This is a genomic window from Uliginosibacterium sangjuense, assembly GCF_059132465.1.
Genome location: NZ_CP101132.1, coordinates 1,736,064 through 1,755,216 on the forward strand (window position 1 = coordinate 1,736,064; position 19,153 = coordinate 1,755,216).

General features: G+C 66.2%; 19 protein-coding genes. 5 read left to right on the forward strand and 14 right to left on the reverse strand.

The features are described from left to right. Positions 1-38: 38 nt before the first annotated feature. From NMB43_RS07890 to NMB43_RS07915, 6 genes are all read right to left on the reverse strand, one after another. Entirely contained in the window at positions 39-1,079 is a 1,041-nt protein-coding gene (locus NMB43_RS07890) for a TRAP transporter substrate-binding protein (RefSeq protein ID WP_494351600.1), read from the reverse strand. Further along, positions 1,079-2,692, reverse strand: a complete 1,614-nt coding sequence (locus tag NMB43_RS07895; RefSeq protein ID WP_494351601.1) for an amidohydrolase family protein — start codon at positions 2,690-2,692, stop codon at positions 1,079-1,081. Before NMB43_RS07895 ends, NMB43_RS07890 begins: the two co-directional genes overlap by 1 nt. Further along, positions 2,689-3,450, reverse strand: a complete 762-nt coding sequence (locus NMB43_RS07900; protein ID WP_494351602.1) for a maleate cis-trans isomerase family protein — start codon at positions 3,448-3,450, stop codon at positions 2,689-2,691. Before NMB43_RS07900 ends, NMB43_RS07895 begins: the two co-directional genes overlap by 4 nt. Positions 3,451-3,461: 11 nt before the next feature. Continuing rightward, positions 3,462-4,742 (reverse strand): TRAP transporter large permease, encoded by a 1,281-nt coding sequence (locus NMB43_RS07905; RefSeq protein ID WP_494351603.1) that lies wholly within the window; start codon positions 4,740-4,742, stop codon positions 3,462-3,464. Continuing rightward, positions 4,742-5,287: a TRAP transporter small permease gene (locus NMB43_RS07910; protein WP_494351604.1), complete on the reverse strand. Its 546-nt coding sequence runs from the start codon at positions 5,285-5,287 to the stop codon at positions 4,742-4,744. The genes NMB43_RS07905 and NMB43_RS07910 overlap by 1 nt, the downstream gene beginning before the upstream one ends. Before the next feature lie 82 nt (positions 5,288-5,369). Next, positions 5,370-6,371: a TRAP transporter substrate-binding protein gene (locus tag NMB43_RS07915; RefSeq protein ID WP_494351605.1), complete on the reverse strand. Its 1,002-nt coding sequence runs from the start codon at positions 6,369-6,371 to the stop codon at positions 5,370-5,372. A gap of 357 nt (positions 6,372-6,728) precedes the next feature. On the opposite strand from NMB43_RS07915, the gene NMB43_RS07920 reads away from it, so the two are divergent. Genes NMB43_RS07920 through NMB43_RS07930 form a run of 3 tightly spaced genes read left to right on the forward strand, consistent with a single transcriptional unit; the run spans position 6,729 to position 9,182 of the window. After that, on the forward strand, positions 6,729-7,445 hold the full coding sequence (locus NMB43_RS07920; RefSeq protein ID WP_494351606.1) for a GntR family transcriptional regulator: 717 nt from the start codon (positions 6,729-6,731) through the stop codon (positions 7,443-7,445). Positions 7,446-7,494: 49 nt separating this feature from the next. Then, positions 7,495-8,259 (forward strand): aspartate/glutamate racemase family protein, encoded by a 765-nt coding sequence (locus tag NMB43_RS07925; RefSeq protein WP_494351607.1) that lies wholly within the window; start codon positions 7,495-7,497, stop codon positions 8,257-8,259. Beyond that, positions 8,256-9,182 (forward strand): polysaccharide deacetylase family protein, encoded by a 927-nt coding sequence (locus tag NMB43_RS07930; RefSeq protein WP_494351608.1) that lies wholly within the window; start codon positions 8,256-8,258, stop codon positions 9,180-9,182. Before NMB43_RS07925 ends, NMB43_RS07930 begins: the two co-directional genes overlap by 4 nt. Here the strand turns inward: NMB43_RS07930 and NMB43_RS07935 are convergent. Beyond that, positions 9,168-10,193 carry a GlxA family transcriptional regulator gene (locus NMB43_RS07935; protein ID WP_494351609.1) on the reverse strand — a complete coding sequence of 342 codons (1,026 nt, stop codon included), beginning with the start codon at positions 10,191-10,193 and terminating at the stop codon, positions 9,168-9,170. The genes NMB43_RS07930 and NMB43_RS07935 overlap by 15 nt on opposite strands. A gap of 94 nt (positions 10,194-10,287) precedes the next feature. On the opposite strand from NMB43_RS07935, the gene NMB43_RS07940 reads away from it, so the two are divergent. Continuing rightward, positions 10,288-11,268, forward strand: coding sequence for a homocysteine S-methyltransferase family protein (locus NMB43_RS07940; RefSeq protein ID WP_494351610.1), 981 nt, complete (start codon positions 10,288-10,290; stop codon positions 11,266-11,268). Between the two features lie 4 nt (positions 11,269-11,272). Here the strand turns inward: NMB43_RS07940 and NMB43_RS07945 are convergent, their stop codons facing one another. From NMB43_RS07945 to NMB43_RS07965, 5 genes are all read right to left on the reverse strand, one after another. Next, positions 11,273-12,094, reverse strand: coding sequence for a 2-keto-4-pentenoate hydratase (locus NMB43_RS07945; protein ID WP_494351611.1), 822 nt, complete (start codon positions 12,092-12,094; stop codon positions 11,273-11,275). Beyond that, positions 12,091-13,536, reverse strand: a complete 1,446-nt coding sequence (gene hydA / locus NMB43_RS07950; RefSeq protein ID WP_494351612.1) for a dihydropyrimidinase — start codon at positions 13,534-13,536, stop codon at positions 12,091-12,093. Before hydA ends, NMB43_RS07945 begins: the two co-directional genes overlap by 4 nt. A 1-nt stretch (position 13,537) precedes the next feature. Then, positions 13,538-14,266, reverse strand: coding sequence for a maleate cis-trans isomerase family protein (locus NMB43_RS07955; protein WP_494351613.1), 729 nt, complete (start codon positions 14,264-14,266; stop codon positions 13,538-13,540). Positions 14,267-14,603: 337 nt separating this feature from the next. Beyond that, positions 14,604-15,290: a GntR family transcriptional regulator gene (locus NMB43_RS07960; RefSeq protein WP_494351614.1), complete on the reverse strand. Its 687-nt coding sequence runs from the start codon at positions 15,288-15,290 to the stop codon at positions 14,604-14,606. Positions 15,291-15,400: 110 nt separating this feature from the next. Continuing rightward, positions 15,401-16,645, reverse strand: a complete 1,245-nt coding sequence (locus NMB43_RS07965) for an MFS transporter (protein WP_494351615.1) — start codon at positions 16,643-16,645, stop codon at positions 15,401-15,403. A 36-nt stretch (positions 16,646-16,681) separates the two neighbouring features. On the opposite strand from NMB43_RS07965, the gene NMB43_RS07970 reads away from it, so the two are divergent. Then, positions 16,682-17,026, forward strand: coding sequence for a hydroxyisourate hydrolase (locus tag NMB43_RS07970; RefSeq protein ID WP_494351616.1), 345 nt, complete (start codon positions 16,682-16,684; stop codon positions 17,024-17,026). Positions 17,027-17,393: 367 nt separating this feature from the next. Here NMB43_RS07970 and NMB43_RS07975 read toward each other — a convergent pair whose 3' ends face one another. Then, positions 17,394-18,209, reverse strand: a complete 816-nt coding sequence (locus tag NMB43_RS07975; protein WP_494351617.1) for an ABC transporter permease — start codon at positions 18,207-18,209, stop codon at positions 17,394-17,396. Continuing rightward, positions 18,206-19,057: an ABC transporter permease gene (locus NMB43_RS07980; protein ID WP_494351618.1), complete on the reverse strand. Its 852-nt coding sequence runs from the start codon at positions 19,055-19,057 to the stop codon at positions 18,206-18,208. Before NMB43_RS07980 ends, NMB43_RS07975 begins: the two co-directional genes overlap by 4 nt. Positions 19,058-19,153: the final 96 nt, after the last annotated feature.

Sequence of the window (19,153 nt, forward strand, 5' to 3'; positions counted from 1 at the left end):
CGGTGCTGCCGACGACCGCCGGGGCGATTCAGGTCGCCTTACTTGATGCCGACGACGGTGCCGACCGTCTTCTTCCATTCGGCGCCGCAGCCGGGCGCAGTCTTCTCGCAGGTCTCGGTCCAGGTCGGCAGCGAGACCTCACGCACTGCGTCGCGTACCACCTCGATGTCTGCGTCGGTCACCGGCACATTGGTCAGCTTGAACTTCTTGCCGTACTGGCAGGGGTCCTTGCCGATGTTGCAGTTCGTGGCATCGACGGCCAGCTCTTCCGAATACTTCCAGATGTCATTCTCCAGCTCGGTGACGGCAGCCTGCAGCTTGGTCTGACCTGCTGGTCCAAGTTTCTTCCAGGCGCCCATGCCGATGCCATAGCCATTCATGGCGAACTGGATGCCGATCGGCAGCACATGCGTGGTGACCTCGGGCCAGCCGGCGGAGTTGGCCGCGCTGGGGCCGGTGATCGCGCAGTCCACCACGCCCAGCGACAGGCTCTGGTGCGTCTCGTTGAAGCTCAGCGGAATTGGCGTGGCGCCCAGGCGCTGGAAGAACTTGGCCGAGTTCTGGTCGAACACGCGCACCTTCATACCTTTCACGTCGGCCAGCTTGGCGATGGGCTTCTTGCAGAACAGCATCTGCGGACCGGCCGGCCACACGCTGAGCAGCTTGGTGGCGTAGCGCGCCTGCAGGCGCTTGTCGAGCACGTCGTAGTAGGCCTTGGTCGTCGCGCGGGCGGTCTTGAAATCGGGGTTCAGACCCACCAGGTCGAAGCCCATGGTCATCGGTTCGTCGCGCGAAATCTGCGCCATGCGCAGCGAGACGATGTCGAACAGGCCGGAATCGAGGATGCGCAGTTGCTCGGTGTCCTTGATGCCGGTGGTATCCAGCGGTTTGTAGTCGACCTCGACGGGCAGCCCGGTCCTCTGGGCGAGTGCTTCGAAGAAGGGCTGTTCCTTGTGCTTCTGGATCATGCCGCCGGAGATCGGCTGCCCCATGACCTTGAGCTTGATCTTCTCCTGGGCCGTGGCGGGCAGGGACAAGAGCGAAACGGCGCAGAGCGCGAGAGCGAGACGGGTGAACATCATGAGACTCCTGGTGGGTTGGGCGGGGACAGCGGTGTCGGGTGGGCAGACGCCGCAAAATACTGCGTGGCTTGAATAGGCGGATTGTCGCGACCGAGCCGGCGTGACAGGCCGACATCGCGCTGCATCGCTAGCTGGTACATGGCGCGATAGGCGGGGGCTAGCTGCGAGGCTTCGCTGCTGGCGTGGGTGAGCGTCCTGCGGTAGTCGGCCATCAGCGCGCGTGCTTCTGCGCGCAGGGCCTTGGCATTCACTTTGCTGGCGATGCCACCTTCGCAGACCACTTCGCCGTTCACGATGGTGTAGCGCACCGAGCTGCCGTCCTCGCAGAACACCAACTGACGGTGCAGATCGTTCAGCGGCGTGAAGGCATGGGTGTCGAGGTCGAGCAGGATCAGGTCGGCGGCCGCGCCCACGCGCAGTTGTCCCAGGCTGTCGCCATAGCGCATCGCGCGTGCGCCGCCGGCCGTCATGGCGTGCAGTACTTCCGGGGCGCGTGGCCAGTCGAGATAGTCCGGCTCGGCGATGTTCTGTAGCAGCGCGGCAGTCTTGCCGGCCAGCCACAGATTGGTGGTGTCGTCGGTGTTCATCTCGTCGGTGCCGATGCAGATCGGCACGCCTGCGTTGTGCAGGAGTCGCCAGGGCATCACGCCGCTACCGAGCCGGAGGTTGCACACCGGGTTGTGGGCCACCGTGCAGCCGGCATCGGCCAGCAGATGGATATCCGCCTCGTCGATCCAGATGGCATGGATGACCATCATGCGTTCATCGAGCAGGCCCAGCTCGTGCACATATCGAACCAGCGACTTGCCGTACTTCGTGTCGCCGAGCACGCGCTGCAACTTAGTTTCGAGGATGTGGATGTTGAAGGGCAGGTCGTGCTGGCGCGACAGCGCCGAGAGCCCTTCGAAGTAGTCAACGGTCACGCGTTGCGGCGCCGAGCAGGAGACCGCCGCGCGCAGCCTGCCGCCCGCTGCGCCATGCCATGTCGCGATCAGGTGCGCGTACAGGCCCAGCAGTTCCTGCTTGGTCTGGCGTGGTGCGGTGTCCATCGCAGCACGCTGTCCGGGTGTCAGCAGCTCGGCGAGATACGGGTACTTCTCGTACTCGACCAGGTTGGGCTGGTCGATGGCCACCGTCGCACGGATGCCGACATCCGCGTAGGCCTGCATGATGGCGTCGATGCCGGCCTCGCTGGCGACAGGTACGTGGTAGGCGTCGTCATGTACCGCCGTGATGCCGCGCTGGAGCATTTCCAGCGCGCCCAGTGCGGTGCGCACGTAGATCAGGCGTTCGACCTCGCCCTCATTCCCGTCGGCGCTGGCCAGCGGTGGCACTTCGTGCAGCATGAAGAGTTCCAGCGGCAGACCGTCCAGGCAGCCCTTCATCAGGTTGCCGGGCGAGTGGAAGTGCGCGTTGATCAGCCCCGGCATGGCCAGCATGCCCTGGGCATCGATCACGCGGCCGGCTGCTGCCAGAAACGGTGTGCCCGCTTGCGGACCGAGCGCCACGATCTGTCCGTCGACGATCACGATGTCGGCGTCCGGCCATTCCGTGTCGCTGGCATCCAGGCACAGCACGCGTGCGCCGCGGATGATCAGTTCCGGTTTCATGCCCGGGGCCCCTGGTCGAAGAGGCTGCCCCAGCGCGCGGCGGCGGGGCGCATGTCCGCCCCCAGCACATCGAGTGCGGCCCATACGCCCAGTGCGGTGCTGTCGATCACCGGTCGCCCCAGTTCGGCCTCCATCTGCGCCGCCAGCACCGCTGCCGGAAAGTTGGTGCACAGGCAGACGATGGCCTGCACATGCGGCGTGACGACGGCGCGCATCATCGCGGCGATGTCTTCCAGCGGCACACTGGCGTAGGACAGGTTGTCGCTGTAGCCGGCGTGCGCTTCGGCGACGCAGTGGTATCCCTCGCGTGCCAGGCAGGCCAGCGTCTTCGCCTGGCCTGCGTCGTTGTACGGCGTGACGATGGCCAGGCGCGAGAGGCCACGGCGGGCCAGCACGCTGCGCAGCCCGAGGATGGATGTGGTCGCCGCGATGCCGGTGCTGCGGGTGATCTCCTCGGCCAGTGCCTCGTCGTGTCGCAGGCCGATGCCCGCGCCCTTGCTGCCGTTCCACACCAGCACGTCGGGGTCCAGGTGGGCCAGCAGTTGCGCCGCAGTCAGCAGGCCCGGCAGCGCGTAGGCGTCGGGCGAGGGGTCACTGCTGCCGAATACCGGCGTGCGGGAAAAGTGCGCGGAGACCTCTGGCAGATCGCCGACGATGCCCTGCGTGATGCGCTCGACTACGGTGTTGCCTGAAGGCGTGATGACGCCGATGAAATGGCGCTGCGCGGAGTAGGCGAGGGGAGCGGGGCTTCGCGTCATGGGGTGTGGCCTCAGTAGCCCAGCGCACGCGGCAGCGTGAGCACAAGTTGGGGCACGAACATGCATACCAGCAGCAGGGCGTACATGAACGCGATGAAAGGCCATACGTGCTTCGAGAGCTCGCCCAGCTTGAGCCCGCTGACGCCACAGATGACGAACAAGACCACGCCGACAGGGGGTGTGAGCATGCCGATCACCAGGTTGAAGACGAACAGGAAACCGAAGTGCAGCGGGTCGATGCCGAACTTGATGGCGATCGGGTGCAGCAGCGGGACCAGCATGATGTAGGCCGCGTTCGACTCCAGGAACATGCCCACGACCAGTAGCACCAGGGCCACCAGCAGGATGTAGGCGATCGGGCTGTCGGTCAGCGCCTGGATCAGCGCCAGCAGCTTGTGCGGCAGCATGTCGATGGTGAGCATGTAGGTCACCACCGAGGCGAAGGCGATCATCGCGCCGACCACCGCCGAGGTGATGGCGGTGCGGACCAGGGCTTCGGGCAGGTCGGCCAGGCGCAGCTTGCGGGTGACGAAGAAGCCGATGCACAAGGCATAGACCACCGCGATGGCCGAGCCCTCGGTAGCGGTGAAGGCCCCGCCGACGATGCCGCCGATCACGATCACCGGCATCAGGAAGATGATGATCGAGCGCTTGAGTTCGCGCAGCACGGCGTGCAACGCAAAGGGTTCGCCAGTGAGCGGAAAGTTGCGCCGGCGCGCGATCCACCAGCACATCGTCATCATGCCGAGGACCAGGATGATGCCCGGTACGATGCCCGCCATGAACAGGCCGCCGACCGAGACGCTGGGGCCGGCCATGAAGGCATAGACGATCATTGCGCCCGAAGGCGGAATGATCGGTCCCAGGTTGGCCGCCGCCGCGCACAGGGCGGCCGAGAAGCCGGTGCCGTAGTGTTTCTTCAGTGAGGGCAGCAGCGTGGAGCCCAGCGCACTGGCATCGGCGACAGCCGCGCCGGACACCGTGGACAGGCCCAGGCCGGACAGGATGGTGACGTACCCCAGGCCGCCGCGCATACGCCCGACGATGGTGTTCGCCAAGTCAATGAGGCGCTCCATCATGCCGGCCTTGAGCATCAGCTCGCCGGCCAGGATGAAGAAGGGAATGGTCATCAGCGGGAAGGCGTTGACTGCACTCATCATGCGCGAGGGCAGCAGGTTGAATTCGACGTCGCTGGCGATCAGGCCGCCGACCGCCGCCAGTCCCAGCGACAAGGCCAGCGGCATGCCCAGCAGGGCAACACCCAGAAAGACGAAGATGATCAGCAGGCTCATCAGTCCAGCTCCGTCAAGGCTTCAGCCGGCTTGTCCGACGGGCCGGTCAGTGCCTGCCACAGCAGATGCAGGGCGCCGTGAATGCCGGCTACGCCCAGTGGCAGCAGAAACCAGGCCGCGCTGGCGTTGATCGAGGCCATCAGTTCGTCCCATTGCTCGAAGGCCATGCGCAGCGCCTCCCAGGCCACCAGCAGGAGCAGGGCGGCACCGGTCACCGCGACCAGGCGGGCCAACAAACGACGCATGGCCTGTGGCAGGCGCGCGGCGAGCAGCTCGATGCCGATGTGCGCGCCCTGTTTCAGACCGAGCGGGATGGCGATGAAAATGGACCACACGAAACACAAGCGGGACAACTCGTCTGCCCAGTCCAGCGAGCTGTTGAAGAGGTAGCGCAGCGCGACCTGGGCGGACACCACCGCCACCATCACGAGCAGCAGCACGACCAGGGTCCAGCCCACCGCCAGGTCGAGGGTGGCGATCAGTTGGGCCAGCGGCCGCAGCGGGCCGCGGTCGCGCATCGAGGTGTAGCGGAGAGGGTTGTCCATGGCGTGCCGGGAAGCGTGTCGTGGCTTGGGGTGCGCGCAGATGCGGGCATCCGCGCGCGGTGAGCAGAGGCGAGACGGGTGCTTAGTTGCTGGCCTTCGCGACCTCTGCCAGCACCTGGTCCACAAAGGCGGCGCCCAGGCGCTTCTTCACGTCATCAACCACGTGGGCGGTGGCCTTCTTCATGGCCTCGCGCTCGCTGGCCGGCAGCTCGGTGTAGGTCATGCCCTTCTTCTGCAGCTCGGCCAAGGCATCGGTATCGGCCTTCGCGGCCACGCTGCGTTGCCACTTGATGGCATTCGTCATGGCTGTGCGGATGATCTTCTGCTGGTCGGCTGGCAGCGCTTCCAGCTTCTTCTTGTTCGCCACCACCGCGATGAAGTCGAAGAAGTGGCCGGTGTTGCTGACGTACTTCTGCACCTCATAGAAGCGGCTGGCGAGGATCAGTGAGAAGGGGTTGTCCTGGCCGTCCACCACTTTCTGCTCCAGCGCCGAGTAGACCTCCTTGATGTCCATCGGCAAGGGATTGGCACCCAGCGCGCGGAAGGTCGCCAGATGGGTCTCGATCGGCTGCATGCGGATCTTCAGGCCCTTGAGGTCGGCCATGCTCTTGACCGGGCGCTGGCTGTTGGTGACCTGGCGCGAGCCCAGTTCCATGAAGCCCAGCGAGGTGAATCCCTTGTCGGCCATCTTGGCTTCGATGAGGTCGACCGCCGGGCCATCCATGACCTTGTAGGCGACTTCGCGGCTCGGGAACATGAAAGGCAGGCTCACCGCCTCCAGCTCGGGCACCGTGCGCGACAGGAAGGCCATGCCCACCCAAGTCATCTCGATGGTGCCGGCGCGCGCCTGCGTCACGTTCTCCTGCGCGCCGCCCAGTTGCTGGTTGTCGAACACCTCGATCACCAGTGCGCCCTTGCTCGCACTTTCCACCTCTTTCTTGAACTGCTGCATGGCGACGGAGGAGGAGTGGTCGGAGGCGAAATTCCCTGCGATGCGCAGGCGTTGCTGGGCATGGGCCAAGCCGCCGAAGCAGCCGAGAACGAGGGTGAGCGCGAGGGCGCGGCGAAGGGCTGAGGGCGACATGGGTGGGTGCTCCGGGTTAAGAGTTGACAACAACTGTTTTAAAGATTGTATGCAATACACTAGGGGCGATGCATGCAGTGTGTCAACATAAAAATGCTATGATAATCAGCATGTTATATACATTAACTTGCACGTGAATGGTGCGCGAGTGCGCGATATTGGTGCGTGTTATTTTGTGTTTTGTGTTTTTGTTTTGTATACAGTTATGGTGCATAAGCGGGAGGCGGAGGCACGGTTTTGGGGCGCCCTACGGTGGGGCAGGGTTCTTGCGCCTGCGGGGATGCTGCAAAGTGGCGCACGCCGGTAAGCCGACGTGTCCGCATGTCGAGTGAAGGTCTGTTGAACGGAGCGAAAGACGTGACACAAAACAGTGCATCGATAGGCCGCAGGGCGGTCGCAGCCTCAGCCCGGGGGCTCAGCTCGGAAGAGATCTATCGACGCATCCTCGCTGCCGTGATGGAGCATCGGCTGCCGCCGGGAACCCAACTCGTCGAGGAACGCCTGGCCGGGGTCTTCAAGGTCAGCCGGACCAAGGTGCGCGAGGCCATCGGCCGGCTGGTCCATGACCGGATCGCGACCAACATCCCCAACCGGGGCGCCTTCGTCAGCAGTCCGACGGCGAAGGAGGCGAAAGATGTGTTCTTTGCGCGCCGCCTGATCGAGGTGCCCCTGGTGCGCACCGTGGCGCAGAGCGCAACCGCCCGCCAGGTGCAGCAACTGCGGCGCCATCTTGAACGCGAGCGCAGCGCGCGGGCCAGCGAAGACCCCTTGGCCATCGTGCCGCTGTCTGGCGAATTCCACCTGTTGCTGGCGGAGATGTCGGGCAACAGCTTTCTGGTGCGCACCCTGCAGGAGCTGGAGTCGCTGACGGCGCTGATCATCCTGCTCTACGACGCGCCCGACGAGCACCACTGTCCCTATGACGACCACCCCTTGCTCGTCGATGCCATCGAGGCGCATGACGCCGATGGCGCGGCGAGCCTGATGCAGCGCCACCTGGAACATGTTGAGCATTCCCTGCGGCTGGAGCCCCCGCCTGACGGGGAGGTCGACATCGAGCAGTTGTTCGCCTGAGCACCTTCAGGCGCACTGCGTCCCGATCCATCCTCTGGAGTACATCGTCATGCGCATCCTCCTGCTCAACGCCAATACCTCCACGTTCGTGACCGACCGGGTGGCGCAGGCTGCTGAGTCCATCGCCGCCCCGGGGACCGAGATCCTCCCGGTCACCGCCGACTTTGGCGCGCGCGTCATCGGTACGCGCACCGAACTCGCGGTGGCGCATCACGCCTGCGTCGACCTGCTGGCCCGTCATGCCGCTGGGTGCGATGCGGTGGTGATCGCCGTGTCCTACGACGTGGCACTGTGGGCCGCGCGCGAGATGCTGGACATTCCGGTTGTCGGCATCACCGAGGCGGCCTTGCTGACTGCCAGCCAACTGGGGACGCGCATCGGCGTCGTGATGTTCGGCGCGCGCGTGCTGGCGGTATACCAGGAGCTGGTCGCGGCCTATGGGCTGGCCTCGCGCGTGGTGGGCTGGCGTGCCGTCGAGTGCAGCGCCCCTTACGCCGAGGGAGATCAGAGCGAAGCCGACCGGTTGGCGATCGAGGCTGCCCACTCGCTCGTTGCCAACGAGGGGTGCGAGGTCATCGTGCTGGCCGGCGCCGTCATGGCCGGGGTGCCGGCACGTCTGCAGGCCCAGGTGCTGGTGCCCCTGGTCGAAGGCGTCGCTTGCGCCGTGTTGCAGGCGGAGGCGCTGGCGCGCCTGAAGCCGATGAAAGCCCTCAGCGGCAGCCTGGCCCGTTTACCCGCCCGTGAGCAGAGCGGGCTTGGCGCGGCCTTGACCCGAGCTCTGAGCCTGCCGCCCGATGACAAGGACATCACATGAAAACGACCCCCGCACCGCTGCCACTGCCCCTGCGACAGCATGGCCGCTACGCCTACAGCCCCATCGTCGAGCGCCCCGATTTCTGCTGGCCGGGCGGTAAGCGGCTGGCGGTCTTCTTTGCCCTGAACCTGGAGCACTACGCGTTCAACGAGGGCATCGCCGAAGACCTCGTGCCGGGCATTCCCGCGCCCGACGTGCTGAACAACTCCTGGCGCGACTATGGCAACCGCGTCGGCGCCTGGCGCCTGCTCGCGCTGTTCCGCGAATTCGATCTGCCGGTCACCTTGCTCATCAACAGCGCGCTCTACGACGCGTGTCCGCAGCTCATCACCGCCTTCCGCGATGCGGGTGCCGAGATCGCCGCCCATGGACGCACCAACTCCGAGCACCAGGCGGGCTTCGACGAGGCCACCGAGCGCGCCTTGATCGAGGATGTGCGCGACACCATCGCACGCCACGAGGGCACGCCACCTGCCGGCTGGCTCAGCCCCTGGATCGCCGAGACGCCGGTCACGCCGGATCTGTTGCACGAGGCGGGCTACCGCTACCTGATGGACTGGTGCATGGACGACCAGCCCGTGTGGCTTGCCACGCGCAGCGGGCGCATCCTGTCCATGCCTTATCCGCAGGAGATCAACGACAGCGCGGCGATCATCGGGCGCCAGGTCGGCGCCGCCGAGTTCGCCGACATGATCGTCGATCAGTTCGACGAGATGGCGCGTCAAGCAATCGACCAGCCTTTGGTCATGAGTATTGCCCTGCACTCGATGATCATTGGCCAGCCTTTCCGCCTGAAGCATCTGCGTCGCGCCTTGCGGCACATCGCCTCACAACGCGAGAAGTGCTGGTTCACCACCGCCAGGCAGATCGCCACGCACTACGCCCAGGCCACGCAGTCCTTGGCCGGGCTAGCCGCTGAGTGACTGGCGCAAGGCACGAAAGCGCTTGCGATAGGCGGCCGGCGTGAGATTCACCTTGCGCCGGAACAGGCGGCTGAAGAAACCGGCATCTTCATAGCCCACCTGGCTGGCGATGCTCTCGATGGAGTCGTCGCTGACTTCCAGCATGTGCTTGGCCTCTTCGAGGCGCAGCGTGTGCACGTATTCCAGTGGCGACATGCCGGTGGACTGCTCGAAGCGGCGTGTGAATGAACGCTCGGCGATGCCGCTCAGGCGCACCATCGCCGCCACTGGCGCCGGCTCCTGGTAATGCTGGGCGATCCATTCCTGGCAGCGGCCAATCACCGCGTCTTCCACTTGGCGGGTGCGCGCCAGGCGGGCGAAAGGCTGCTGGCCGACGGTGTGCCAGTCGATCAGGTTGAGGCGTGCCACCTGCATCGCCGCCTCCACGTTGCTGACGCGGGCGATCAGGTACAGCGCGAGGTCCAGCCATGAGGTGCCGCCCCCCGCCATGACGAGGCGCTGCGCATCGCCGGAGATCACCAGCGCGCGCTGGGCATGCACTTTCACCGCGCGGTAGCGCTGGCTCAGCAGGTCGCAGTACGCCCAGTGGGTCGTTGCCTCGTGGCCATCGAGCAGGCCCGCCTCGGCGAGTAGCAGGGTGCCCGAGCAAGATGCCGCCAACACCGCCCCGCGCGCGTGGCAGCGGCGCAGCCAGTCGACCTCGGCGCGGTACTGCGCATCGTCGAAAGCCTGTGGCGGCACGTTGAGATCGGATACGCACACGATGTCGGCGTACTCGCATTCCGCCAGGGTCCGGTGCGCCTGGATGCTGACCCCGTTCATGCCCTGGGCTGCGGGTTCCTGCGACACGATGAAGGCGTCGATCAGTCCTGGTCCGGGTTGGCCGTGCTCGACCATGCCCCAGTCGCGGCCGGCGCACAGGAAGAGGTCGTACATGCCGAACACCACCGAGGCCGAAGCGTCGGGCAGGGCGAGGATGGCAATCGTGGGGCGCGACGAGGAGGAAGTCATGGCCGATCCGTCCGGTTTACTGCCGAAACGGCTTTAGTACATGGCCGGCGGCGGCCCTACTGTACGCCTCACCCCATGACAGGAGAACCACAGCATGCAAACCCCTCTCGATCTCTCGCGCCCACCCCTCGCCGGTACCTATCGCAGCCGCCTGCCGCAGCTCGGCGAGCACGCCCTATTCATGACCGACGGCGGGCTTGAAACCACGCTGATCTTCCACGAAGGCATTGATCTGCCTTACTTCGCGGCCTTCCATCTGCTGCGCGATGAAGCGGGTACCGACATCCTGCGCCGCTACTACGAGCGCTACGCGCGCATCGCTGTCGACAAGCAACTGGGTCTGGTCCTGGAAAGCCCGACCTGGCGGGCGAACCCGGACTGGGCCGACAAGCTCGGCTACGACGCCGCCAGCCTGGCCGACGCCAACCGTCGCGCCATCGGCCTGATGCTGGAGGTACGCGCCAGCCACGCCACCGCCACATCGCAGATGGTCATCAGTGGCAACCTTGGCCCGCGCGGCGATGGTTACAAGGCCGACAAGCGCATGAGCGCGGAGCAGGCGCGTGCCTACCACGAAGCCCAGATCGCCACCTTCGCCCAGACCGACGCCGATCTCGTCTCCGCTTTCACGATGAACTATGTCGAAGAGGCCGTCGGCATCGTGCGTGCGGCGCGCATGCACGCCATGCCGGTGGTCATCTCCTTCACGCTGGAAACGGATGGCCGCCTGCCCGCCGGCGACACGCTCGCCGAGGCGATTGCGCGCACCGACGACGCGACCGACGGCTACGTCGCCTACTACATGATCAACTGCGCCCACCCCACGCATTTCGAGCATGTGCTGGCGCAGGATGCGAGCATCGCCACCCGCCTGCGTGGCCTGCGCACCAACGCCTCGCGCCGCAGCCATGCGGAACTCGACGAGAGCAGCGACCTCGATGCCGGCGACCCGCAGGAACTCGGGGGCCAGCATGCCCAACTGCTGCCCCGCCTGCCGGCACTGGCCGTCGTCGGCGGATGCTGTGGTACCGACCACCGGCATGTGCACGCCATGCTCGACGCGCTGCGCACCTGAACGCTCAGGTGAAGGCGACGCTTGCGGTGCCGAGCAGATGGCCGTCGGCGTGGGTGAAGCGGGCTTCGAAGCGGGCGGGCTGCTCGGCGAAGTGCATGCCGTTCCAGGTGCCAGTGGTGAGGATGTCACCCGCCCGCACGCCACCCCAGTCGAGGGCGCCGACGTTGGCCCACCAGGCGAGCTGGCTGAGCGGGTCGCCCAGCGGGTGGCGGCCCGTTGAGGGGCCGACCGGCAGTTCGTCGATGTGGCTGTGTGGCGTGAGCTGGTGCCACTGCTGAGCAAGCTGCGGCCACGTTCCAAGGCGTTCACCCAGCACGAAGCTGCCATGCAGCATGCTGTCCGCCAAGCGCAGGTAGGGGCCGGCCGCAGTGGGGTCGGCCAGCGCGGTGTCGACGATCTCGATGGCGACGAAGGCCGCGTCCAGCGCCTCCAGTACCTCCGCCTGGCCATAGGGCTGGGCGCGCGGCGGCAGGGGGCGGCCGAAGCGCACCGCGATCTCGCATTCCAGCCCGACGAGGCGGAAGGCCGCGCGCGGCAAGTGCGCGCCGCTCGGCACGATGGCGGGCATGGCTGCGCGCACCGGAATTTCGCTGTCCGCGCTGATGCCGATCTTCCAGGCGGAAGGCCGGCGCGTGCCCTGTGTGAGGCGCCAGGTGGCGGCCTGAACGGCATAGGCCTCGGCGCGATTCGCGGGCAAGCGGGCCGGCAAGTGGAGGGGCGGTGCTGCGCGCGCCCCCTCATCGCCACCGGCGAAGCTGAGCGGTGTGCGTGTGGCGCGTGCCTCCAGCAGGCTGCGCGCCAGCGCCTCGATGTCGGCGGGGCTCATCCTGCGTTGCGCACGCGTGGGCGTGCGGGCGTCGGCAGGCTGCAGGGCAGGAATTGCCCATGGCCCGATGCACCGTGAAACGCTCCCTGATCCGCCACGACCTTGCCGCGCGACAGCGTGGTGCGCGGCCAGGCCGCAACGGTCTGGCCTTCATAAGGCGTGTAGTCGACGTCGTGGTGCAGGTCGGTGTTGCGGATCGTGCGCTCGATGCCGGTGTCCCAGATCACCAGGTCGGCATCCGCGCCGATGGCGATTGACCCCTTGCGCGGGTAGAGGCCGTACATCTTCGCGACGTTCGTCGAAGTGAGCGCCACGAAGTCATGGATGTCGAGCCGGCCGCCCAGCACGCCGGCCGAGAACAGCAGCGCGAGCCGCGTCTCCAGGCCAGGTATGCCATTCGGGACCTGGTTGAACGGCGCCTTGTCACCGGCGACGAACTTGCCTTGCGGGTCGTCGAAGCGAAAGGGCGCGTGATCCGATGAGAAGACGGCAAAGGTGCCCGACTGCAGGCCATCCCAGATCACCTGCTGGTTGGCTGCGTCGCGCGGTGGCGGGCTGCAGATGCACTTGGCGCCGGGGTGGTGCGCGACATGTTCCTCGATGCCCAGATCGGCGGCGGTGAGGAACAGGTATTGCGGGCAGGTCTCGGCGAACACCGACAGCCCGTGCGCCTGTGCCCACTGAATCTGCTCCACCGCCTCGCGCCCCGATACATGCACGATCAGGATCGGCACATCCACCAGCTCGGCCAGCGCAATCGCGCGATGGGTGGCTTCGCGCTCCACCAGCATCGGGCGCGAGGCCGCGTGGTAGGTCGGCGCCGTCTTGCCCGCAGCGAGCAGGCGCTCGGTGAGCCAGGCGATGCAGTCGCTGTTCTCGGCATGCATCATGACCATCGCGCCTTCCGTGCGCGCCACCGACAGCACATCGAGAATCTGGCGATCATCGAGCTTGAGATCGTCGTAGGTCATGTAGATCTTGAACGAGGTGTAGCCCTCGCGGATCAGCGCCGGCAGCTCCTCGTTCAGCACCTGCGGCGTCGGGTCGGAGACGATCAGGTGGAAGGCGTAGTCGATGCAGGCCTTGTCGCCCGCGCGGCGGTGATAGTCCTCCACCGCCTCGCGCAGGCTGTGGCCCTTCATCTGGCAGGCGAAGGGAATCACCGTGGTCGTGCCGCCGCAAGCCGCCGAGCGCGTGCCGGAGAGAAAATCGTCGGCCATCACCGAGCCATCGTTCATCGGCTGGTCGAGGTGGCAATGACCATCCACGCCACCGGGCAGCACGTAGCGCCCCGCGGCATCGATCTCCTCGCGCCCCGCAGCGAGCTGTACGCCGAGTGCGACGATGCGGCCGTCCGTGATGCCGATGTCGGCATCGAAGGTGTCGGCTGCCGTCACGCAGCGAGCGTGGCGGATCACCAGATCGAATGCGGCGTCGGCCATCTCATTTCACCTCGGTGAACAGGCGGCCCCAACCCTGGATCTGCGCCGTGTCGTAGCCCAGCATGCGCAGCATCTTCCACACCACGGTGCTCACCGTGTCATACACCGGGATACCGTGCGCGGCCTCCCAGCCGGCAGCCAGATGCGCTGCCTTGAGGTTGGTGCAGAAGGTGGTGATGGCATCGGGCTTCGCCTGCGCCACCTCGGCCACCATGCTGGTCAGTTGCGCTTCGCTGACTTCAGAGAAGTTGAAGTTCACGCAGATGCCCAGGTGGCGCTCGGCCGTGCACTGCATGCCTTCGGCGCCGAAATTCTCGACGATCTTCGCCTGCACATCATCGAGGTAGGGCGTCACCAGGCCCAGGGTCTGGTGCCCGCACTTCTCCATGATCTCCTTGAGCGCCAGCGTCGACGTGGTGGCCGGGATGCCCGTGGCATCCTCGATGCGCCGGCACAGCACGCGGTCCGCCTCCAGGCCTAGCCAGCCGGACGAAGTGCCGCTCCAGCCGATGCACTGCACCTTGGCATCGGCCAGCAGGCGGGCGGCGGCGAGGATCTTCTCGTCGTCGAACTGCCCCAGCGCCTGCGGCTTGAGCGAAATCTCGGTCACCGGGAAACGCGCGAAGTGCGCCGACACGCCGGGCGCGGCCGCGCACAGCGCGCTGGTCAGCGGCTCCAGCGAGGTATTGGAGGAGGGGGTGAGGATGCCGAGCAGGGTGCGGGTGGTCATGGCCTGAAAGTCCGGAGCGGGTTAGGTGTTCAAAAAATTGTGAACAATCCTAGCAAGACGTAGGCCAGAAAGGAGTTGTCTCTCGCAGTCCAGCTTGCGCCGTCCCGGCGAGGCAGGCTGGGGACGCTTTGCTTTTCCTTCCGCGTGCTCGGGGCGTTCTGAAAGACGCTGGATTCCTGCTTTCGCAGGAATGACGGCGCGCCTGACGGGTCGGTCCCACTTCGTCGTCCCTGCGAAGGCAGGGACCCAGTGTCTTTGTTTTCCTCTCGTGCCCGCTGGCCTTCGCACTAGATGCTGGATGCCCGCTCGCGCAGCCATGGCCGGGCAGGGCGCCGCCTCAGGCGAACATGCGTTCCCAGTCGATGTCGACCTTGGTGCCGGTGGACAGGCGTAGCTCGTTCTCCACGTGCTGCAGGTGATGCAGCATCAGCTCGCAGGCGGTGGCCGCGTCCTTGCGCTCGATGGCGTCGACGATCTCGGAATGCTCGTCCTCCGGGCAGGCGGGCGTCTGCGGTGAGTCATAGAGGGCAATGATCAGGCATGTCAGCGGGCATAGCTCATCCATCATCTTGCTGATGAAGCGATTGCCGCTGATGCGGGCGAGCAGCATGTGAAATTCGCCGGACAGCTTGATGACGGTGCGGCGGTCGTTGGCGGCGCGGGCCTCGCTCTCCTTGGCGATGTGCGCGCGTAGCTTGCGCAGGTCCGCCTTGCTCGCGCCGGCGATCACGCTGCGCACGATCTCCGGCTCCAGCAGGCGGCGGATGGCGAACACATCGCGCGCATCCTGGATCGAGGGGCTGGAAACGAAGGCGCCACGGTTCGGGTAGAGCGTCACCAGGCCGTCCTTGGCCAGCACGGTCAGTGCATGGCGGATCTTCGTACGGCTGACCTGGAAGGCCTCGGCCAGTCGCTCCTCGGCCAGCTTCACGCCGGGTGGCAGGCGGTGCTCCATGATCGCGTTGGTGATGCGCTCGGCGATAAGGGCGATGTCTGATTTGGCGGACGGGCTGGCAGTGGCCATGTGGATGTGCCTGAGTGTCGGCGTGGATTCGAGAGAGCCTGGATTCTACTCGCGGCTGCGGTGCTTTGTCGGCTGAAGATCAGGTGTGGATTGTTCACAAAACTGCACGATCATGGTGCCTCCTGGGGCAGCTCTGCACCAGGCCGGCGACGAGCGCCGACCAGGACCGCCACGCCGCTCAGGGCGCAGCCCGCTGCCAGCAGCAGATAGACCGGACGCATCGCCGCGCTTGCCGTGGCGAACAGCAGCGGGGCCATGAGCAGGCCGACATAGCTGATTGTCATGCAAGCGCCGGTCCAGGCGGCGGTGCGGGCGGGGCCGGCCAACCGCGCCAGCTCGGCCAGCAGCAGGCCGTTCCAGCCCGAGACGAGGAAGCCGAGTGCTGCCATCAGCGGGAACATCAGCGTGGCCGGCGTGTGTGCCGGCAGCAGAGCCAGGGATAGGGTAGCCAGCGCGATGCCGGGGCCGATCCATCCCAAAGCGCACCCCAGCGCACTGGCGGTGCTGGCCGCACGCCGTGCCCAGGCGCCCAGCAGCAGGCGTGCGACCAGCCCCGCGGCCTGAGCGGTGGCGAGGTACAGGCCGGCGCGGGCGGGTGATTCGCCCAGCACGCCGACGAGGTAGCTGAAGGCAAAACCGTTGAGGCCGATCTGCATTGCCGCGTAGCAGGCCGACAGGCTCAGCAGGGCGGGCATGCCGCGCGTCTGCCATTGTTCGCGCAGCGTGGGCAGCAGGGCGGTGCGCCCGCCCTGGGCCAGCGGGGCCGGCTCGTCGATGCCGCGCAGCGACCACAGCAGGGCCAGCAACAGGAGGCACAGCACGGCGAGGCTGCCGAAGGCGAGCGGCCGGCCGTGCAGCAGCAGGGCCGGCAGGCACAGCGAGGCGGCGATGGCGCCCCACTGGTTGCCGGTCTGGCGCAGGGCGATGATGCTGGCGCGCTGGGCGGGCGTCGTCACGCGTACCAGGCTCGCCGAGCTGGCCGGCGTCTCGGGCCCGAAGGCGAGGCCCAGCAGCACCGCGGCAGGCCATACCAGCCATGCCATGGGCATCGTCAGTAACAAGGCAGCCAGCAGTACGCAGGCCACACAAGCCATCGACATCCGCACGCCGCCCCAGCGCGCGCACAGCGGCCCCGCCCAGGAGGCGCCCAGTGCGCCGAGGCCGAAGACGAGGGTGTTGAACCAGCCGAGCTGTTCGACTGGCAAGCCGATCAAGGGCGCGGCCACCCCCAGCCCGAAGATGCCGATGCCCACGACGGCCTGCACGCTGGTCATGGCCAGCAGGGCGCGCAGCATCAGCGGATGCTTGGCGGCTCGCTTCTTGCTGGTTGAGGATTCAGGCGCGGGCGAATTCATGCGTGCGCTTCAACCGACACGAGAGGAGAGCGGAACATGGCAGGCGGTATTTCGATGCACGGAGTGGATGTAGCGCGCGGCATTCCTGCCGCCGGCATGCGGGTGGAATTGTGGGTGCTGACGCCTGAGCCTCGTCTGCTCGCGCAGGGTGAACTTGGCGCCAACGGCGTATGGGAAGACCCGGTGACGCGGACCGATGTCATCGTGCCCGGCACCTACGAGGCGCGCTTTCATGCTGGTGCCTACTTCGCGGCCAGCGGCAGCGGGCCGGGCATCCTCGATCTGGTGCCCTTCCGTTTCGTGATCCGTGATCCGGCGCAGCACTATCACCTGCCTCTCAAGATGACGCCCTGGGGCTATTCGTTGTTCCGTGGAGCCTGATGGTTCGCGGTGGGCTGAGGGGAATTCGCGGCCATATGAACGTCGCGGGATATCAGTCCGCCATTGCATGACGGTGCAGCCGCGGATGGGGTGGCCTTCCCTCACGCGGTTCTCCCGACTCTTCGCACTCAAACACACCGTCGTCCCTGCGAAAGCAGGGACCCAGCGTCTTTGCGCAGGTACGAACGCCGCTGGATTCCTGCTTTCGCAGGAATGACGGGTTGGGTGTGCTTGCCTTGCTTGCCCCCGGCTAACGATCCACACTTTTCGTCCCTCTCGCGCCGTCGCCCCTGCGCAGGCAGGAGCCCAGCGTCTTTGCAGCGGTGCGGGCATCGCCGGCATGAAGACTGGGGCCGACGCACCCGCATCAGCGCATCCGCTTCGAGATGCCGGTGAGTTTCTCCATCACCACCATCAGGATCAGGGTGGCGAAGATCATCACGCCGGACAGCGCGGCGATGGTCACGTCGAGCTTGCCTTCGAGGTCTTGCCACATGCGGATCGGCAGCATGTCGGTGCGCGCATCGCGCAGGAAGAGCGAGACCGGCACGTTGTCGAAGCTGGACATGAAGGCGATGAAGGCGCCCGCGCCGATGCCCGGTGCGATCAGCGGCAGGGTCACGCGGCGGAAGGAATACCAGCGGTCTGCACCGAGGCTGGCCGAGCTTTCCAGCAGGGTGGCGGGCAACTGCGCCAGCGCAGCGATGGTGGTGCGCATCACGTAAGGGATGCACACCACGGTGTGGCCGATGACCAGCGTGGTGACCGACACCGGGATGCCCAGTTGCGAGAAGAAGATCAGCGAAGCCAGCCCGAACGCGAGTGCGGGCAGGATCAGCGGCGACATGAAGAAGCTGTCGAGCACGCGCGCCATGGCTTTCTCTGAACGCGCGATGCCCAGCGAGGCGGCCACCCCCAGCGTGACCGAGAGCAGGGTGGTGAGACCAGCCACCTTGATGCTGTTCCAGGCCGCGAAGTGCAATTGCCAAGCCTCGATCAGTGCCTCGTACCAGCGCAGCGAATAGCCCGGCGGCGGGAACTTCAGTGAGAAGCCGCTGGTGAAGGAGACGATCAGCACGACCAGCGTGGGGGCCATCAGCAGCACGATGGAGAGTGCAGCGAGTGACCACAGCGTGAGGCTGAGGCTGGCGTCGGAGAGGCTGTTGCGGTGTCCGAACTTCATGCGGCGTAGCCTTTCGAGAGTCGGCCGAGGATGTTGAAGACCGTCACACAGCCCATCACCGCGACCAGGAAGATCAGCGAGATGGCCGCGGCATAAGGCCAGTTCTGTAGAGTCGAGGCCTGCTGGTAGATGTACATCGGCATGAACAGCATCTGCCCGCCGCCGATCAGCGATTGCGAGATGAAGGCGGTGATCGAGGCGGCGAAGGTGAGCAGGCAGCCGGCCACGATGCCGGGCAGGGTCAGCGGCAGCGTGATCTTGAAGAAGGTGCGCCAGGCGCTCGCGCCGAGGATCGACGAGGCGTCTTCCAGATTGGGTTCGATGCGCTGCAGGGCGGTGATGAGCGGCAGCACCATCAACGGCAGTTGCACGTTGGCCAGCGCCACGACAAGGCCGGCGCGGGTGTACAGCAGCTTGGCCGGCGTCTCGATCCACTCCCACTGCAGCAGCAGGGTGTTGATGATGCCCTGGCGGCCGAGGATCACGATCCACGCGAAGGTACGCACGACCACGCTGGTCAGCAGCGGCATCACGATGATCATGATCAGCAACGTCTGCATGGACGGGCGACTGCGCACGAAAGCCCAGGCCAGCGCGTAGCCCAGCACCAGGCTCAACAGCGTGACCTGCATGCCCAGCCAGAGCGTGTCGGCCAGGATCGGCAGGGCGAAGCCTTCAGTGAAGATCTTGCCGTACTGGCTGACACCGAACTCGGTGAGCGCGGTGTCGTTGTGCAGGCTGATGAACAGCAGCAGCAAGAGCGGTGCGAGAAAGAACACGACGAAGAACGCCGCCAGTGGCGTGGCGAAGCGCAGGCCGTAGACGGTGACCGGGGTGAAGGTGCGCACGGGCGGAGTCCTGTTGTACAGATGAATCGAAGGAGTCGAGTCGGATTGGTCTTGCACCACCAGACCCGTCATTCCCGCGCAAGCGGGAATCCACGT

What these genes read in the sequence shown, in the direction of transcription:
- NMB43_RS07925 (WP_494351607.1), top strand. Translation starts at nt 7,495, where the DNA reads ATGCGCATCCTCCTGCTCAACGCCAATACCTCCACGTTCGTGACCGAC.
- NMB43_RS07930 (WP_494351608.1), top strand. Translation starts at nt 8,256, where the DNA reads ATGAAAACGACCCCCGCACCGCTGCCACTGCCCCTGCGACAGCATGGC.
- NMB43_RS07955 (WP_494351613.1), bottom strand. Translation starts at nt 14,266, where the DNA reads ATGACCACCCGCACCCTGCTCGGCATCCTCACCCCCTCCTCCAATACC.
- NMB43_RS07890 (WP_494351600.1), bottom strand. Translation starts at nt 1,079, where the DNA reads ATGTTCACCCGTCTCGCTCTCGCGCTCTGCGCCGTTTCGCTCTTGTCC.
- NMB43_RS07940 (WP_494351610.1), top strand. Translation starts at nt 10,288, where the DNA reads ATGCAAACCCCTCTCGATCTCTCGCGCCCACCCCTCGCCGGTACCTAT.
- NMB43_RS07960 (WP_494351614.1), bottom strand. Translation starts at nt 15,290, where the DNA reads ATGGCCACTGCCAGCCCGTCCGCCAAATCAGACATCGCCCTTATCGCC.
- NMB43_RS07910 (WP_494351604.1), bottom strand. Translation starts at nt 5,287, where the DNA reads ATGGACAACCCTCTCCGCTACACCTCGATGCGCGACCGCGGCCCGCTG.
- NMB43_RS07915 (WP_494351605.1), bottom strand. Translation starts at nt 6,371, where the DNA reads ATGTCGCCCTCAGCCCTTCGCCGCGCCCTCGCGCTCACCCTCGTTCTC.
- hydA (WP_494351612.1), bottom strand. Translation starts at nt 13,536, where the DNA reads ATGGCCGACGCCGCATTCGATCTGGTGATCCGCCACGCTCGCTGCGTG.
- NMB43_RS07965 (WP_494351615.1), bottom strand. Translation starts at nt 16,645, where the DNA reads ATGAATTCGCCCGCGCCTGAATCCTCAACCAGCAAGAAGCGAGCCGCC.
- NMB43_RS07905 (WP_494351603.1), bottom strand. Translation starts at nt 4,742, where the DNA reads ATGAGCCTGCTGATCATCTTCGTCTTTCTGGGTGTTGCCCTGCTGGGC.
- NMB43_RS07975 (WP_494351617.1), bottom strand. Translation starts at nt 18,209, where the DNA reads ATGAAGTTCGGACACCGCAACAGCCTCTCCGACGCCAGCCTCAGCCTC.
- NMB43_RS07895 (WP_494351601.1), bottom strand. Translation starts at nt 2,692, where the DNA reads ATGAAACCGGAACTGATCATCCGCGGCGCACGCGTGCTGTGCCTGGAT.
- NMB43_RS07970 (WP_494351616.1), top strand. Translation starts at nt 16,682, where the DNA reads ATGGCAGGCGGTATTTCGATGCACGGAGTGGATGTAGCGCGCGGCATT.
- NMB43_RS07900 (WP_494351602.1), bottom strand. Translation starts at nt 3,450, where the DNA reads ATGACGCGAAGCCCCGCTCCCCTCGCCTACTCCGCGCAGCGCCATTTC.
- NMB43_RS07945 (WP_494351611.1), bottom strand. Translation starts at nt 12,094, where the DNA reads ATGAGCCCCGCCGACATCGAGGCGCTGGCGCGCAGCCTGCTGGAGGCA.
- NMB43_RS07935 (WP_494351609.1), bottom strand. Translation starts at nt 10,193, where the DNA reads ATGACTTCCTCCTCGTCGCGCCCCACGATTGCCATCCTCGCCCTGCCC.